This is a genomic window from Halobacillus sp. H74, assembly GCF_052246715.1.
Classification (GTDB): Bacteria; Bacillota; Bacilli; order Bacillales; family Halobacillaceae; genus Halobacillus; species Halobacillus litoralis_A.
In genome coordinates this window covers 117290-131837 of record NZ_JBQQCI010000006.1, presented here as the reverse complement: position 1 = coordinate 131837, position 14548 = coordinate 117290, and the positions used below count along the sequence as shown (strand labels likewise).

Sequence of the window (14548 nt, the reverse complement as noted above, 5' to 3'; positions counted from 1 at the left end):
CTAGCTCTGTATAGGAATTGGTCATTATCCGAAAAATAGCACAATAATAGCCTGTAGAAATCCGATCATACCACCTAATAGAGCCCCTAAATAAGTAATCATCTTGAACTCCCGCCTGGAAATGCCAAGTACCATTTCCTCGAGACGTTCGACCTGAAATGCTTCCACTTCTTCTTGGACAATTTCAGATAATCGCATAGTACTCATCATATTTTCAATTTTTGATGAAAGTACTTCGCTTGACTGTTTAACGATAAGTGGCACAAATTGTTGCAGGATTTTTTGCTCATAGGGTTTCGACCATTCAGCGACGGATCGAGACATCCATTCCTCGACAGGCAGTGATTTAGCTACTGCTTGTCCAAGTACATGACTGATGTTTTCAGCCCCTACTTTTTCTTCAAAAAAGCCGATGGGTTGCTGCATAAGCTTGTCTTTTTCTGTATGGAGCATCGTTTTCAACCACTCGTTCATTTCTCGATCTGAGACATAACGGAGAATAACCGGATAAATTCGTTCGGTCAAGCCATCAGAACCCATAAAGGAAGTAAGCATGTTACCTAGAAACCCCTGGTTATCCAGGTAGTTGTCGATTAAGGCAGCCACCTTCTCTCTACCTTCCGTGCTCCGGAAATATTGTTCGATACTCTGCTGAATATGATCAGCAACTAGATCGACTCCCTCGTCCGACTTTTCTCTCCACTCTGGAGATAAAAGTTCTTCCACTTTCATTCCGCGATAGTCCTTAATAAAAGAATGATAGCGGCCTTCTACCCACTCGGCTATATTGGCTTTCAATTTGTCTGAAGTAACCTCGATATTAAAGGACTCTAATAAATGTTCGATTGTTTTGTCTTGCTGAATCATTGTTCGTACTTCTTCTTGTGCCCAACCTGTCATTTGGTTTTGAAAATCCGGGTGAGCAAGCTTTCTCCTGATCCCTTCAGGCGTAAGGAGGTGATTGACTACCATCTTCCCTAATTGCTGAGCCAATTCCTTTTGTCGTTTCGGAATCAGCCCCGGTGTTAATGGGAGCCGGTAATTCCCTATATGAATCGCCCTGTATGGACGGAATAACATTTTAATCGCTAACGAGTTGGTTAATCCGCCAATAAGTGCACCGACCCCAACCATAAGTAATATAAGCATAACTGGATTCATGATACAACCTCTTTCTGATCTTTGTGTACCAAGTATAATTGAAATAATAATGTTGTGCCAATAACAGGCAGTTATAATAGCTGATTGCATGAGTTGGATAAAACTAATCCACATTCAACAAAAGCATCTTAAGCAGTAGTAAGCTACTGTTGGTCTTTCATGACGATCAACTCAGAAAAACAAAAAAAGGTCCAGATTTATCTAGGACCTCCCTACGCTCATTTTAAGCGTCCATATATCGTTCCAAATCTGGTTGCATGCTCCATCTCATCGGTCATCGCTATGAACAAAGGCTGGTAGGCCAACGGAGTCGGAATTATGAACAACATTTGTCTGTACATTTCTGCTGCTTCAAACTCATCTTTTTGTGCTTTAATGACACCTTCCTCAAATGAACGATAGGAAACAGGCTCGGGCTCGAATTCATGGTATTGACCTGTCAGTTGAAAATAAAGGTGCTGGAACATTTGATAATGATTCAACTCATCATCTTCTGCATGCTTGATGTAATCACGGAATAGACGATTACTTGTGTCCCCGCCTAAACGTTTGTAAAAGTCATGGGCGTTCCATTCATTTTCAATCGCCTGTGCTAACATTTGGATAAAAGACTGATTTTGATTTTGCATTCAATCCCCTCCTCTATTCTTATAAATATGTTTGGGAGAGACAAGTTTATGACATGTTCTTCTCTCATCTTTTTCAATATTCAGGGCAAAATGAGAAAAAAGGAGGTGAAGACATGCCTAAAAAGAAGAAGCACCAGGCACCGGAGGGAAAAGATAAGTTTGAGGTGGATGTCGATCGCATGATCAATGAAGGAATGGCTGGAGGAACTGTAAAACCGGTTTATGGAAGAGAGCAAATCGGGGAAGGCCATAAAATACCTGAAGAAGATAGTAACCGATACCAATAAAGCCATTGGCAGTTATATAAAAAGCTGTCTCCGCATGGTCGATCAGACACTTGCAGAGACAGCTTTCATACTTTTCAACTTTGTCATTTGATTGTTAATGGAAGGCATCCCCTCTACTATTTATAAGCTCTATTAAAAGGTGCCAGAACTTGGTTTAGGTGGATAGGGCACTCCCCTCGAGGTCTTAAGTCCAAACCTTGCGGGAAGGAGGCCGCTTCCCTGCACGTTTGTTCTTAAGCTTGTCAGGGCTTTCCGGGTGCATCCGCTTTTATTCTATCCAGCTCCTGCACCCAGCCCCTCGAGGTCTTAAGTCCAAACCTTGCGGGAAGGAGGCCGCTTCCCTGCACGTTTGTTCTTAAGCTTGTCGGGGCTTTCCGGGTGCATCCGCTTTTAATACTACCGGCTTTTAACTATCATTTGTACTGCTTCGTTGATCAATTCTTCAGCGGATTCGCCTTCTTCATGAGCGTCCCGGATACAACCTTCCAGGTTTTTTGCTACGATATATCCAATGGCACGATCCATGGCTGAACGGGCTGCTGAAAGCTGAGTGATGACTTCTTTGCAATCTTTATCTTCATCCATCATCTTTAAAACGCCTCGGACTTGTCCTTCAATTCGTTTCAGGCGGTTTTTCGTTTCTGGTCCATAAATGCTCTGATCTTTTACATGGTCCAATTTATTTACCCCTTTCACCTGTACGCACAAATTTCTATACATACACCGCTTTGCGGAATTTCTACATTGTACTACTATAATAGTAAATATCCTACCAAAAAGGAAGAGATTCATGACAGTCATAGACCAGCTAAAACAAATGTACCCATCAATCATTACCAGGAAGCCTGAGGACCACAAAATATTTTCCGACTATGTATGGTTTGAGACTAATGAGATGGAGACTATCGGGATCAGGCATGAGGAATTGGATGCCCATTCTACCGAGCTGCTCTCCGTGTTTTTGACGCCCGTCTCTTTGGACCAGCCTGCAATGACTATCCGGGAAAAAAACTGGTCTTCTTTACTTCAGGAAGGTCAATGGAACGGTGAAATCGAATCTCCTGACTCTTATCGGTTCGTGTTGTTTTCCATTGAAGACTCATCGACAGATAAAGAAATCGTCCAAGAAGCATTCCAATCCCTTTTCCCTCAAGAAATGCCGATTTTATGGAAAACTGATCGAGATGGCTTCATTATAGAAGAGGTTTTTTCAGAACAACAGGAAACTTTGTCATTTGAAGGAATTCCTGATGTATTAATGAGTGATTTTTATACGAAAATACAGTTCTTTATCAGTGAGTTCTCCTCAGATGTGAAATATGCTCCTTTCATATTGGAATGGTCGGAAGATGGGGCGCGTCTCGCAAAAGAACGTCGGTTGGATTCCGTTGTCACGTATATTGATATCATGCCTTATATTTACCTTGATTCTCTTTCAGTGGATAAGTGGCAGCATATCAAGCGCTCTGTTTTTCAAGGGATCGAGCAGGAAACTGATTTACTGCAGACGATCCGAGTTTTCCTTGAATCTGGATCAAATACCACACTTGCCGCTAAGAAGCTGTATATGCACCGCAACAGCCTGCAATACCGGGTGGATAAGTTCATTGAGAAGACAGGTCTGGATGTGAAACAATTTGAAGGTGCAGTCATTACCTATCTCGCATTATTGAATATGGATCACTGATCTTTCGACAAAGTGCACAAAGCCTCTAAGCTACTTTTGTGCACTTTGTCCATTTACCGGAATAGTGAACTTCGATACACTTAAATCAATCAAGAAAGCGATTTCAAAATTTACATAGGGGGCTATTTATATGGCAGAATTGAAACTGAATAACATTGAAAAGGTTTATGATAAAAATGTAAGAGCGGTTGATGATTTCAATTTGCATATCAATGATAAAGAATTCGTTGTGTTCGTTGGACCATCCGGGTGTGGTAAATCTACTACGTTACGGATGATTGCCGGTTTGGAGGAAATTACAGGCGGCGATTTTACCATCGATGAGAAACGTATGAACGATGTAGCACCAAAAGACCGTGACATCGCAATGGTCTTCCAAAACTACGCCCTTTACCCTCACATGAACGTTTACGACAACATGGCATTTGGTTTGAAACTCCGGAAAATGAACAAAAGTGAAATTGAGAAACGTGTAAACAATGCGGCCCAAATTCTCGGTCTTGAAGCATTACTTGACCGTAAACCTAAAGCTCTGTCAGGCGGACAAAGACAACGTGTCGCACTTGGACGTGCTATCGTGCGTGATGCAAAAGTCTTCTTGATGGATGAGCCTTTATCCAACCTTGATGCCAAACTTCGTGTACAAATGCGTGCTGAAATTCAAAAATTGCACCAGCGTCTGCAAACAACGACGATTTACGTTACACACGATCAGACAGAAGCGATGACGATGGCTACACGTCTTGTCGTTATGAAAGATGGAATCATCCAACAGGTAGGAGCACCAAAAGAAGTGTATGATAAGCCGGAAAATGTTTTCGTCGGCGGTTTCATCGGCTCCCCTGCTATGAACTTCCTTAATGGCAAATTAGCGGATGGCCACATCGAACTAGGTGAGATCAAGCTGGCAGTCCCTGAAGGAAAAATGAAGCCATTACGCGAACAAAACTATATCGGGAAAGATATTTTTCTCGGTGTAAGACCGGAAGATATGCATGATGAGCCGGTTTTCATTGATGCAAATCAAGATAAAAAAATCACAGCAGATATTGAAGTAGCGGAATTGATGGGCTCAGAGTCTTATCTATATTCCAAACTTAACGATCAAGAATTCATTGCCCGGGTCGACTCTCGTTCAGATGTAAAAGGTGGAGATCGCATTGAATTGGCGATTGATATGAACAAAGTCCACTTCTTTGATAAAGAATCTGAATTACGCATCCGATAATTGAACTCAGATGATCTACCCAGAATAAATCAGAAAAACACAGCCCCTCGAGAGAGGATACTGAAGAACTGCAACTTATTGAGGTCATGGATCAAAGAAAAAGCCGAGCAGGACGATTTTATCGTTCAACTCGGCTTCTTTATTTCGAGGAAACATTCGGGCGGCTTCCTCTCCAGGTGCTTTAGCATTCGATTTATATCGACGGTGAATATCGCCACCTGCCCTTGTACACGCAGATTCCACGATGAGCGGTCGGTGGTGACGCCTGCGGGAACAGCGCGAGCCGAAGATCCACTTGGTCAAGTGACCTTCTTGACCAAGTTAGCTGAGGCCGTGCCCGCGGCAAGCATCCACCGACAAGCGATTCGTGAGAAGCAACTACAAACTTTAACAGCTACTCTGGATTGAAAAGGGTTTTTCAGTAGCCTCCCTCGAGGCTGCGTTATTTTCATCATGTTTGGATGTCATTAAATCCACAGTCTTCGCAAACGAATAAATGGACACATTGCTCCGCCACAGACGAATATGACTCTCCATCAACAAGATCTGTGTATTTCTGATCCAAATAGGGGCTGTAATCATCAAGAAAATCTGTTACACGCCCCTGGTCCATCATCGTTCCATTACATCTTGGGCAATGGCGCTCAGATTCAGCCCAGCCATTGCACAACCCACATTCTTGCATAAAAAGCCACTTCTTTCAAAAAAATAAGGAGAAAGGGCGCACCCTTTCTCCTTCTTCACAATATTTATCGTTTTTGTTGTTGTCCACCGAACTGCTGTTCAGCCATTTGTACAAGACGCTTAGTGATTTCTCCACCTACAGAACCGTTAGCACGGGAAGTAGAATCAGCACCAAGTGCTACGCCGAATTCTTGAGCGATTTCGTATTTCATTTGGTCTAGAGCTTGTTGTACACCAGGTACAACCAACTCGTTTGAACTGTTGTTGTTAGCCATGTGTCTCACCTCCTGTCCTGTGTAATTGTAGTATGGGTCGGACCTTTAATTTTTATGTCAAAAAAATTAGTGGAAATTAATGGAGATTTTTTTATAAGACAATTAATTTGGCTAACAACAATAAAATCATTTCGCGTTCGGCTTCGTCATTGCTTTAGGATCAACGTATTCTTCGAACTTTTCTTCTGTCAAAACACCAAGTTCAACAGCGGTTTCCTTTAAGGTCTGGTCTCTTTCAAATGCGGTTTTCGCGATTTTTGCTGCATTTTCATATCCGATATGTGGATTAAGTGCTGTCACAAGCATCAGGGAATCACGCAAATATTTTTCAATTTGCTCGTGGTTCGGCTCAAGTCCGCTTACACAGCGCTCATCAAAGGAAACGATGCTATCTGCAAGAAGTTGAGCAGACTGTAAGAAGTTATAAGCGATGACAGGTTTGAATACATTCAATTCAAAGTTCCCCTGACTTGCTGCGAAACCAATGGTCGCGTCATTCCCCATGACCTGTGCAGCTACCATGGTTACAGCTTCACTTTGAGTAGGGTTGACCTTACCTGGCATAATAGAACTTCCCGGCTCATTGGCTGGAATCGTTATTTCACCAATGCCACAACGAGGACCGCTTGCAAGCCAGCGGACATCGTTTGCAATTTTCATTACATCCGCAGCAAGGGCTTTCAATGCTCCATGTGTATGGACAAGCTCATCATGAGAGGTAAGCGCATGAAATTTATTCGGGGCAGAAACGAAGCCTTTACCTGTAGCTTCATTAATTTGAGCCACTACTTGCTCTGAAAAGTCTTCGTGTGCATTCAACCCTGTCCCAACAGCGGTACCGCCAATGGCCAGCTCTTTTACATATTCCGTACTTTCAATCAACATTTTTTCTGTTTTTTCCAACATACGGTGCCAGCCACTGATTTCCTGACCTAGTGTCAAAGGAGTTGCATCCTGCAAGTGGGTTCGGCCGATTTTGACGATCTCATTAAACGCTTCCATTTTTTCTTTCAAAGTTAGTTTGAACTGAATCAAAGCTGGCAAGACGACATCTTCTATCTTTCTTACAGATGCAATATGCATGGCCGTCGGATACGTATCATTGGAGCTTTGCGATTTATTGACATCATCATTAGGATGGAGACGTGTTTCTTTTCCTTGTTCTGTCAACCACTGATTTCCAACATAAGCAATGACTTCATTTACGTTCATATTGGATTGGGTACCACTCCCTGTCTGCCAAACGACCAGTGGAAAATGTTCTTCCAATTCACCAGCAAGAATTTGATCAGCAGCAAATGCGATGGCTTCCGCTTTTTCTTCTTCCAATAAACCTAAAGCAGCGTTCGCTTTGGCTGCACTCTTTTTCAAAATGGCGAACCCTTCCACTACTTCTCGCGGCATTTTCTCATCACCGATCGGGAAGTTTTGTTTACTTCTTTGTGTCTGAGCACCCCAATATTTTTCACTTGGAACTTTGATTTCACCAATAGTATCTTTTTCAATACGGTAATCCATAGAAATCCTCCCTTTATCAGTTCATTGTTTCCTTATTCATTGTATCAAGAATCTTTTGAACAATCATTAACAGCTCTTTTAATTTTGACAAATCCCCCCCACTTTCCCGATTCTGATTATTTACATTATTCTGATATTTATGTATAATAAGTCTATCAAGCAACTTGTACATATCATCTGACATTGCTTGATCTCTCATTTGGGTATAAAGTGGTAAAAAAAAGAGCCTTTTAATGGGCTCTTTTTTTTTCGCTGTAAATTTATTCAACTAAAAATACGGAGGTAATCGGTATGCCGAATATTTGGACCCATATCATTTTCGTCGACACACTTTGTCACGATCTCGGGCACGAAGCTTTGTTGGACACTTCTTATGCGTCCCTTCATATGGGAGCCCAAGGTCCTGATCCGTTTTTTTATCATAATTTTCTGCCCTTTCTTCCAGATCAAAAAGTCGCTGAGGTAGGAATGCAGTTGCACACAGAAAATTGCGGACCCTTTTTACTGGATATGATTAAGATCGGGAGTCAATCAAAGCATCATTTACAAGCCTATATTTTAGGCTTCGTCAGTCACCATATCCTCGACCGGCATACACACCCTTACATCCATTATCATGCTGGCTATGAGGGAAATAAGCACCAAAAACTTGAGGTGATCATTGATACATTGATGCTTCAGCGTGAACGTAATAGGAAATCATGGCATACCCCTGTCCATAAAGAAATCAGAATCAAAAAAAACACCACAGCGATTGCCGACATGATGTATACATTGATTGATACTCATTATCCAGGCATTGTGGAAGCGTATTCCCCTTCCTTTGTCACACGATCTTTGCAGCATATACAAGCCGCACAACGGGTTTTGTATGACCCTTGGAAATGGAAAAATAAATGCTTCGGTCCGCTCGTATCCTCCTTCTCCCATCAACCGATCAGTCAGCCGAAAGATTATTTGAATGAAAATCGTACAGACTGGAATCACCCGGCTACTAACAAAGTTCGCGATGACTCTTTTTTGGACCTTTATAAAAAGGCGCTTGACGAAGGAGAAATGCTTTTCAAACAAATTTTCAACTATTGGGAGACCCTCGAGGAAGCACATTGGTTTAAGATTCAAGAAATCATCGGCAATGTTTCTTATGACACAGGAGAAACTTTGGATAAAAAATTGACCAACAAGTACAGTCGCCCAATCGTTTGATTTAAAGAGTTGCACTTACTGAGTATTTGATCGATACTGCTGCATTCCATCGACGTTTCTATAAAGATTGGAGAGGGATCGGGAATATGGATAATGTAAAGTTTCCCCGTCCCCCTCTTCTTTCACACTGGGGAAGTTACGGCAATCAACACTTCAAAACCCTTACGATCGGATGACCGGTTCATCATTCGGATTCGTATGGGCTTTCGCTTGTTCTACACCCTTTTCAACGTCCAGCTTAAACAAAAGGATGATTCCGATCACGAAAAATACAATGAGTGATAAAATCCCTAACCGGCTGGAGCCAGTCAATTGACCGACGAGTGCAAAGACAAAAGGTCCGAAAATAGCTGCAAATTTGGAAGAAATACCATAAAACCCAAAGAACTCTGCATGACGATCGCCCGGGACCATCCGTCCGAAAATCGAACGGCTTAATGACTGCGCCCCTCCTTGGACGAAGCCAACACAAATCGCTAAAATATAAAAATGCAACGCTGTTGTCATGAAATATCCTAAACCTATGATGGCTAAGTATATGAACAAGGAAATGATCAAGGCCCGTTTAGCGGTGATCTTACCTGCGAGCCACCCAAAAAAGAAAGTACAAGGAATCCCGACGAACTGAGTGATCAGAAGTGCTATGATCAATGAAGAACTATCTATGCCAATATCACGTCCATAAATGGTAGCCATTTTTATTATCGTAGAAATCCCATCATTGTATAGCCAAAAGGCTAACAAAAACAGAAGTAAATGTTTGAAGTGTTTTAATTCTTTCCATGTCCGCCCAAGACGACTGAAGCCGATTTTTACATAGGACTGCGTTCTCCCAGGCTGGACTTTCTTTTCTTCTACGACATTTTTGATTAATGGAATGGAAAAGACAAACCACCATAGACCTACGGAAACAAAGGCCAATTGAGTACCGACTAAGCTATTCGGCAGTCCGAACCAGTTATATTTCATGATCATTAGTAAGTTGATAGCTAACAGAACTCCTCCGCCGATATACCCAAAGGCGAATCCAGTCGCTGAAACCCGGTCGATATTGTCTTCATCCGCTACTTCGGGTAAAAAAGCGTCATAAAACACATTCGCCCCTGAGAAACCAATCGTACCGATGATTAATAAAAGGGATGCGAATAGATAATCACCTTCACCAACGAAAGCTAGCAGCACACTCGCTACCATGCCCATGTATGCAAAGAACATTAGAAACTTCTTTTTTGCTGCAGAATAGTCACTGATTGCACCTAACACTGGTGCAAGTATGGCAACGATTAAAACAGCGATCGATTGGGAATATCCCCAGTAGCTGGCTGCTAACGATTCCTGTACACCTTTGGCAGCCACATCATAATAGAAGACAGGCAGCACGGCTGCCATGATCGTCGTAGCAAAGGCTGAATTACCAAAATCATAGAATAACCAACTCAATACTGGTTTCTTTTTCATATATCTCCCCCCATTCACCCTTTGAAGTAAGCATATCAGAAGATGTTCAAACCATTCTCAAAACGGTCAATATTTTATAAAAAATTTACAGAGGTGATTTCATGAAACTAGCTGTATTCGGTGGTACCGGAAGAGTCGGATCGAGCGTTGTAAAGTTAGCTTTAAGCAATAAAATGCAAGTGAAAGTACTCGTCAGAGATCGAAAAAAAGCAGAAGAAGTGATTCCTGAAGCTGAGCATGTGATCGGTGATGTGACTAATGAGAAAGATATCAGCGCGACCCTCGAGGGCTGTGATATGGTTTTCAGCGGATTAAGTACAGATAAAACCGATACACTATCAAACGCGTACCCAAAAATCATCAACGAAATGAAAAAGCAGCAAATCAGCCGAATCGTCACAATAGGAACAGCCGGAATTTTGAATAGTCGATATGAGCAAGGGAAGTATCGGTACGAGACAGATGAATCGAAAAGGAGGAAGACATTTGCAGCTAAGGAACACGTGAAGGTCTACCAGCTCCTCAGTGGCAGTCACTTGGATTGGACCATCGTCTGCCCCACCTATTTACCAGACGGTGACCAGCACACCAACCTCAGATATGAAATAGATTTATTACCAGAAGGCGGAAAAAAAGTCACCGTGGAAGATACAGCCCAATTTGCCTTTGAGGAACTTACTCATAAACGTTTCTTACACCATCGTGTAGGAATTTGTTATTAAAAGAAGCCATTTCTCTTGCAGAAGAGAAATGGCTTCAAGTTTTTTTATTCATCTGATGGATAATATCCGAAAAATTCTTCTAACGTCACTTCTCGTTCATGCACATCTGTGGAGTATTCTTCCCCGACATAGCGGAGGTGCCATGGCTCATACATGTAACCTGTCACTTCTTTCATCCCTTTAATATAGCGGATGATGAAACCATGCTCATGGGCATGTTCAGCAAGCCACTCACCTTCTGACGTATTCCCGAAGGATTGCTCTAGCTTAAAAGACATCTCAGCTGAAGTGACATCCATGGCCAAACCGGTTTGGTGCTCACTCGTCCCAGGCTTAGCAGAAAAAGTATTCGTCTCTTCTTCCCCATATATTTCTACGTTACGCTCGTAAATTTCCTTCTGACGATCATAAGAGCGGTAACCAGAAGCGGCTACTAAATCCAATCCGTCCTTTTCAGCTGCTGCAAAAAGCTCTTCCAAGGCACGCGCTGCCTCTTCTCGCATTTGTTTTTTTGGGTGATCTTCGTTGAAGTAAAAAGGTACATCAGGCACAGTTAAATCAGGTGGTACATATTCACCAGGTAATTTACGATTTTTATTGACGACAACCGTCATGCTCTCCGGCTTATCTACTTGTATCAATCCATCTTCTGTGACTTTTTCTTCTTTCTGTTCATTTGCGCCTTCTTCTCCAGTTTGTTCTTCAGTTCCAGTTTCTTGATCTGCTTCTGTACTTTCTTTTTCTTTCACTTCTTCATCGTCGACCGTAGATGATGCTGGCACTTCTTCCTCCGGCTCTTCCGCAGAAAATGACCCGGGAGAACAAGCAGCTAATAAAAGACTTAATAATGTTAATAAAAGTGCTTTTTTCAATTTAATTACCTTCCTAAATCTATGTTGTTACCATCACTATAACATTTTCAGGAAGATGTTGTATATTGATACATCAAATCAAGATGCCGTTTTTCTTTCACTTGATTCTTTGATGTTGGTGAAAATCTGCTGAGCTAATGAACTTTGATCAAGAGCAAATCCCTCTCTACTCTCTTGCAGGGGCTGTAAAGCGTTCTACTATGACAATAACGTCGATGACAGAGTGGTATTAATCACAATAAAAAGCCACTGCAGCGGCAGTGGCTCTATCATCTATTCCTATGAGTAGGATTGATACAGTTGACTTAAACGTTCAAATTCTTCACGATCACCGTTATCAATAGCCAGATTAATTTTCTCATCAAGACGTTCTTTATTAAATTGATAACTCAAGTGATCTAAAAGCAGACGTGAGGCTAGCTGGATTCCAAAGGACAATTCTCTCTTTGCCGTAATCTCTTTCCCTTTGTATTCGGGGTCGCGACGGATAACATAATCAATCTTTTGCTTTCTCATGAGAATACCCCCTTCATGCTTTTTTTCATTATGCAGGATTTAATAGAATTTCGCAACAAGTTTTCTGAATATTTAGTTATATGATTCCCGTTTTTAAGATTTTTAAACCTGCTAAGCCTTCTTATGTAGGGAAATAAAGCGGATTAATGAATATGTAAATTTTAATAGTGAGTTTTCTGGTAAAGACATTTGTAGTCTATTTCCAATAACCTTTCTTTTCCGGTCGACTTTATTTCGATAAGACATTTATAAATCAAAGAAAAGATGAGCCACTGTCGATTCCACGATGGGCGTTCAGTGGTGACGCCTTTGGGAACAGCGCGAGCCGAAGATCCACTTGGTCAAATGATTTTCTTGACCAAAAAAAGCAGCTCCCTTAAAAGAGGGAACTGCTTTTTTGTTACTCTACAAATTTATTTGCAACATCAAGAGTACGTTTCACTTGGTGACGAACAGCACCTTCGACATCCTCTTGCATGTTACCTTCACCATCAACACTTACGCTTGTTCCATAAGGATTACCTCCGGAAGCGAAAATCGCATCATCTGTATAGCCAGGTGCAGCAACGATCGCGCCCCAGTGGAACATCGTCGTATAGAAATTCAATAAAGTGGATTCTTGACCACCATGTGGGTTTTGTGCAGAAGTCATGGCACTTACTACTTTATTGACAAGCTTACCCTGGAACCATAGCCCACCTGCTTGATCCATATACTGTTTCACTTGTGCGGGCACATTACCGAAACGAGTCGGGATACTGAAAAGAATAGCATCTGCCCAATCCAGGTCATCTACTTGCGCTTCTGTTACTACATCTTTAGTTGCTAAGTAGTGTTCTTTCCAGGCAGGGTTCTGTTCAATCGCTTCCATTGGAGCCAATTCAGGAACACGGACTAATTTCACATCTGCTCCTTCTTGTTTGGCCGTTTCTTCTGCCCACTGAGCCATTTGATAGTTCGTACCTGTCGAACTGTAGTAAATAATCGCTAATTTTACATTTGCCATATTCATCTCTCCTTTTCGTTCCTTTTCCACCTACGATTCCTCCATTATTGTTGCCAAAGAGTAGGTTTTGGATTCACAAATAGTATATACCCGTGAGAAATAACACTCAAACAAAAGATTCTCTAATTCGAGATATATGAGAAAACTTTTCTATTCAAAACATAATACTCAAAATTGATCCACTTTTCATATTCTCGTCCTATCTTCATGAGGATTACCTTTTTTGACCATGGGCAATTATGATTACCTGCACCAAGCTATATGAATAAGGAAAGCTTTTTTTCTCTAGACTTACTGAAAGCCTGTCTGATAAGCTTAGATTTGCTTTTATTTGATTTATTCGGGGGTACTTGGATGAGTGAATATTCAAATTTGAAAATGGGGGAACGCGGAGCCTGGGTCAGTATTATTGCCTATTTGCTTCTTGCAACGGCTAAACTGATTATCGCCTCCTTCGGAAATTCAGAGGCACTGCGTGCAGATGGTCTTAACAATACTACCGATGTCATCGCCTCTGTGGCCGTTTTAGTGGGATTGAAAATATCGAGAAAACCACCGGATGAAGACCACCATTACGGACATTTCCGCGCAGAAACCATCGCTTCTTTAATCGCCGCTTTCATTATGATGACAGTTGGAATCGAGGTCATTATCGGAACGGTGCAAGATATTATCAACCAGCGTGCTGGAGAACCGGCCATGGTGACCGCATGGACTGCTTTAGTGGCTGCATTTGTCATGTATGCCGTCTACCGTTACAACTTGAATTTGTCGAAAAAAATCAACAGTAGTGCTATCTACGCCGCTGCTCAGGATAACCGTTCGGATGCCTTGGTAAGTATTGGGGCAAGCATTGGAATTTTCGGTGCTCAATTTGGTGTCTTCTGGCTGGATCCTTTAGCAGGATTGGTGGTAGGTTTGATAATTTGCAAGACAGCATGGGACATCTTTAAAACATCAACACACAGTTTGACAGATGGATTCGATGAAGGAGAAATTGAACATATCCGGGAAACTATTGCTGCCCATCCTGGTGTATGGTCTGTGAAAGATGTCAAAGCGAGAATGCAAGGGAACCAGACACTTGTGGAAGCGACTATTCATGTCAATCCAGACATTACCATCCAACAAGGGCATGATATTACTGATGAAGTAGAAGAGCTTCTTGAAAAAGAACAGAACATCGGTTACGCCCACCTTCATATTGAACCCTATGAAAAATAAAAAAACCACAAAAAACTGCACCTGCTAGAAGGATGCCACTGAAGAACCGCAACTTTTGAGCTATGCAGCAAATAA

The 14548-nt window shown here is 41.8% G+C and carries 17 protein-coding genes; 7 read left to right on the top strand and 10 right to left on the bottom strand.

Annotated elements, in window-relative coordinates:
* Nucleotides 1-24 precede the first annotated feature (24 nt).
* Nucleotides 25-1161, bottom strand: a complete 1137-nt coding sequence (locus ACTWPX_RS14690; RefSeq protein ID WP_443120396.1) for a DUF445 domain-containing protein — start codon at nt 1159-1161, stop codon at nt 25-27.
* A gap of 218 nt (nt 1162-1379) precedes the next feature.
* The gene (locus ACTWPX_RS14685) at nt 1380-1790 is read right to left on the bottom strand and encodes a ferritin-like domain-containing protein (protein ID WP_443120395.1); all 411 of its coding nucleotides are present in this window, start codon (nt 1788-1790) and stop codon (nt 1380-1382) included.
* A 113-nt stretch (nt 1791-1903) separates the two neighbouring features.
* On the opposite strand from ACTWPX_RS14685, the gene ACTWPX_RS14680 reads away from it, so the two are divergent.
* Entirely contained in the window at nt 1904-2077 is a 174-nt protein-coding gene (locus ACTWPX_RS14680) for a hypothetical protein (protein WP_443120394.1), read from the top strand.
* A gap of 396 nt (nt 2078-2473) precedes the next feature.
* On the opposite strand, the gene ACTWPX_RS14675 is transcribed toward ACTWPX_RS14680, so the two are convergent.
* Nucleotides 2474-2755 (bottom strand): metal-sensitive transcriptional regulator, encoded by a 282-nt coding sequence (locus ACTWPX_RS14675; RefSeq protein WP_128523702.1) that lies wholly within the window; start codon nt 2753-2755, stop codon nt 2474-2476.
* 112 nt (nt 2756-2867) lie between these two features.
* On the opposite strand from ACTWPX_RS14675, the gene ACTWPX_RS14670 reads away from it, so the two are divergent.
* The 3 genes from ACTWPX_RS14670 (at nt 2868) to ACTWPX_RS14660 (ending at nt 5400) form a co-directional block, all read left to right on the top strand.
* Nucleotides 2868-3764, top strand: a complete 897-nt coding sequence (locus tag ACTWPX_RS14670) for a PucR family transcriptional regulator (protein ID WP_443120393.1) — start codon at nt 2868-2870, stop codon at nt 3762-3764.
* A 130-nt stretch (nt 3765-3894) separates the two neighbouring features.
* Entirely contained in the window at nt 3895-4992 is a 1098-nt protein-coding gene (locus ACTWPX_RS14665) for an ABC transporter ATP-binding protein (RefSeq protein ID WP_443120392.1), read from the top strand.
* Between the two features lie 255 nt (nt 4993-5247).
* Nucleotides 5248-5400: a hypothetical protein gene (locus tag ACTWPX_RS14660; protein WP_443120391.1), complete on the top strand. Its 153-nt coding sequence runs from the start codon at nt 5248-5250 to the stop codon at nt 5398-5400.
* 43 nt (nt 5401-5443) lie between these two features.
* On the opposite strand, the gene ACTWPX_RS14655 is transcribed toward ACTWPX_RS14660, so the two are convergent.
* From ACTWPX_RS14655 to fumC, 3 genes are all read right to left on the bottom strand, one after another.
* A complete protein-coding gene (locus ACTWPX_RS14655; protein WP_443120390.1) occupies nt 5444-5677 on the bottom strand; it encodes a hypothetical protein in 234 nt (77 codons plus the stop codon).
* Between the two features lie 64 nt (nt 5678-5741).
* Nucleotides 5742-5951, bottom strand: a complete 210-nt coding sequence (locus ACTWPX_RS14650) for an alpha/beta-type small acid-soluble spore protein (RefSeq protein ID WP_128523709.1) — start codon at nt 5949-5951, stop codon at nt 5742-5744.
* 126 nt (nt 5952-6077) lie between these two features.
* Complete coding sequence (gene fumC / locus ACTWPX_RS14645) at nt 6078-7469, bottom strand: class II fumarate hydratase (RefSeq protein ID WP_443120389.1); 1392 nt, start codon at nt 7467-7469, stop codon at nt 6078-6080.
* Nucleotides 7470-7760: 291 nt separating this feature from the next.
* On the opposite strand from fumC, the gene ACTWPX_RS14640 reads away from it, so the two are divergent.
* Nucleotides 7761-8675, top strand: a complete 915-nt coding sequence (locus ACTWPX_RS14640) for a zinc dependent phospholipase C family protein (protein ID WP_443120388.1) — start codon at nt 7761-7763, stop codon at nt 8673-8675.
* A gap of 162 nt (nt 8676-8837) precedes the next feature.
* On the opposite strand, the gene ACTWPX_RS14635 is transcribed toward ACTWPX_RS14640, so the two are convergent.
* On the bottom strand, nt 8838-10133 hold the full coding sequence (locus ACTWPX_RS14635) for an MFS transporter (protein WP_443120387.1): 1296 nt from the start codon (nt 10131-10133) through the stop codon (nt 8838-8840).
* A gap of 101 nt (nt 10134-10234) precedes the next feature.
* On the opposite strand from ACTWPX_RS14635, the gene ACTWPX_RS14630 reads away from it, so the two are divergent.
* Nucleotides 10235-10855 carry an NAD(P)-dependent oxidoreductase gene (locus ACTWPX_RS14630; protein ID WP_443120386.1) on the top strand — a complete coding sequence of 207 codons (621 nt, stop codon included), beginning with the start codon at nt 10235-10237 and terminating at the stop codon, nt 10853-10855.
* A gap of 44 nt (nt 10856-10899) precedes the next feature.
* Here ACTWPX_RS14630 and ACTWPX_RS14625 read toward each other — a convergent pair whose 3' ends face one another.
* The 3 genes from ACTWPX_RS14625 to wrbA form a co-directional block, all read right to left on the bottom strand.
* Nucleotides 10900-11727 carry a M15 family metallopeptidase gene (locus ACTWPX_RS14625; RefSeq protein ID WP_443120385.1) on the bottom strand — a complete coding sequence of 276 codons (828 nt, stop codon included), beginning with the start codon at nt 11725-11727 and terminating at the stop codon, nt 10900-10902.
* Between the two features lie 279 nt (nt 11728-12006).
* Nucleotides 12007-12243, bottom strand: coding sequence for an IDEAL domain-containing protein (locus ACTWPX_RS14620; RefSeq protein ID WP_443120384.1), 237 nt, complete (start codon nt 12241-12243; stop codon nt 12007-12009).
* A 400-nt stretch (nt 12244-12643) separates the two neighbouring features.
* Nucleotides 12644-13249, bottom strand: coding sequence for an NAD(P)H:quinone oxidoreductase (gene wrbA / locus ACTWPX_RS14615; RefSeq protein WP_443120383.1), 606 nt, complete (start codon nt 13247-13249; stop codon nt 12644-12646).
* Nucleotides 13250-13603: 354 nt separating this feature from the next.
* On the opposite strand from wrbA, the gene ACTWPX_RS14610 reads away from it, so the two are divergent.
* Entirely contained in the window at nt 13604-14473 is an 870-nt protein-coding gene (locus ACTWPX_RS14610) for a cation diffusion facilitator family transporter (RefSeq protein WP_443120382.1), read from the top strand.
* Nucleotides 14474-14548 lie beyond the last annotated feature (75 nt).

What these genes read in the sequence shown, in the direction of transcription:
- ACTWPX_RS14690 (WP_443120396.1), bottom strand. Translation starts at nt 1,161, where the DNA reads ATGAATCCAGTTATGCTTATATTACTTATGGTTGGGGTCGGTGCACTT.
- ACTWPX_RS14685 (WP_443120395.1), bottom strand. Translation starts at nt 1,790, where the DNA reads ATGCAAAATCAAAATCAGTCTTTTATCCAAATGTTAGCACAGGCGATT.
- ACTWPX_RS14680 (WP_443120394.1), top strand. Translation starts at nt 1,904, where the DNA reads ATGCCTAAAAAGAAGAAGCACCAGGCACCGGAGGGAAAAGATAAGTTT.
- ACTWPX_RS14670 (WP_443120393.1), top strand. Translation starts at nt 2,868, where the DNA reads ATGACAGTCATAGACCAGCTAAAACAAATGTACCCATCAATCATTACC.
- ACTWPX_RS14665 (WP_443120392.1), top strand. Translation starts at nt 3,895, where the DNA reads ATGGCAGAATTGAAACTGAATAACATTGAAAAGGTTTATGATAAAAAT.
- ACTWPX_RS14655 (WP_443120390.1), bottom strand. Translation starts at nt 5,677, where the DNA reads ATGCAAGAATGTGGGTTGTGCAATGGCTGGGCTGAATCTGAGCGCCAT.
- ACTWPX_RS14650 (WP_128523709.1), bottom strand. Translation starts at nt 5,951, where the DNA reads ATGGCTAACAACAACAGTTCAAACGAGTTGGTTGTACCTGGTGTACAA.
- fumC (WP_443120389.1), bottom strand. Translation starts at nt 7,469, where the DNA reads ATGGATTACCGTATTGAAAAAGATACTATTGGTGAAATCAAAGTTCCA.
- ACTWPX_RS14640 (WP_443120388.1), top strand. Translation starts at nt 7,761, where the DNA reads ATGCCGAATATTTGGACCCATATCATTTTCGTCGACACACTTTGTCAC.
- ACTWPX_RS14635 (WP_443120387.1), bottom strand. Translation starts at nt 10,133, where the DNA reads ATGAAAAAGAAACCAGTATTGAGTTGGTTATTCTATGATTTTGGTAAT.
- ACTWPX_RS14630 (WP_443120386.1), top strand. Translation starts at nt 10,235, where the DNA reads ATGAAACTAGCTGTATTCGGTGGTACCGGAAGAGTCGGATCGAGCGTT.
- ACTWPX_RS14620 (WP_443120384.1), bottom strand. Translation starts at nt 12,243, where the DNA reads ATGAGAAAGCAAAAGATTGATTATGTTATCCGTCGCGACCCCGAATAC.
- wrbA (WP_443120383.1), bottom strand. Translation starts at nt 13,249, where the DNA reads ATGGCAAATGTAAAATTAGCGATTATTTACTACAGTTCGACAGGTACG.
- ACTWPX_RS14610 (WP_443120382.1), top strand. Translation starts at nt 13,604, where the DNA reads ATGAGTGAATATTCAAATTTGAAAATGGGGGAACGCGGAGCCTGGGTC.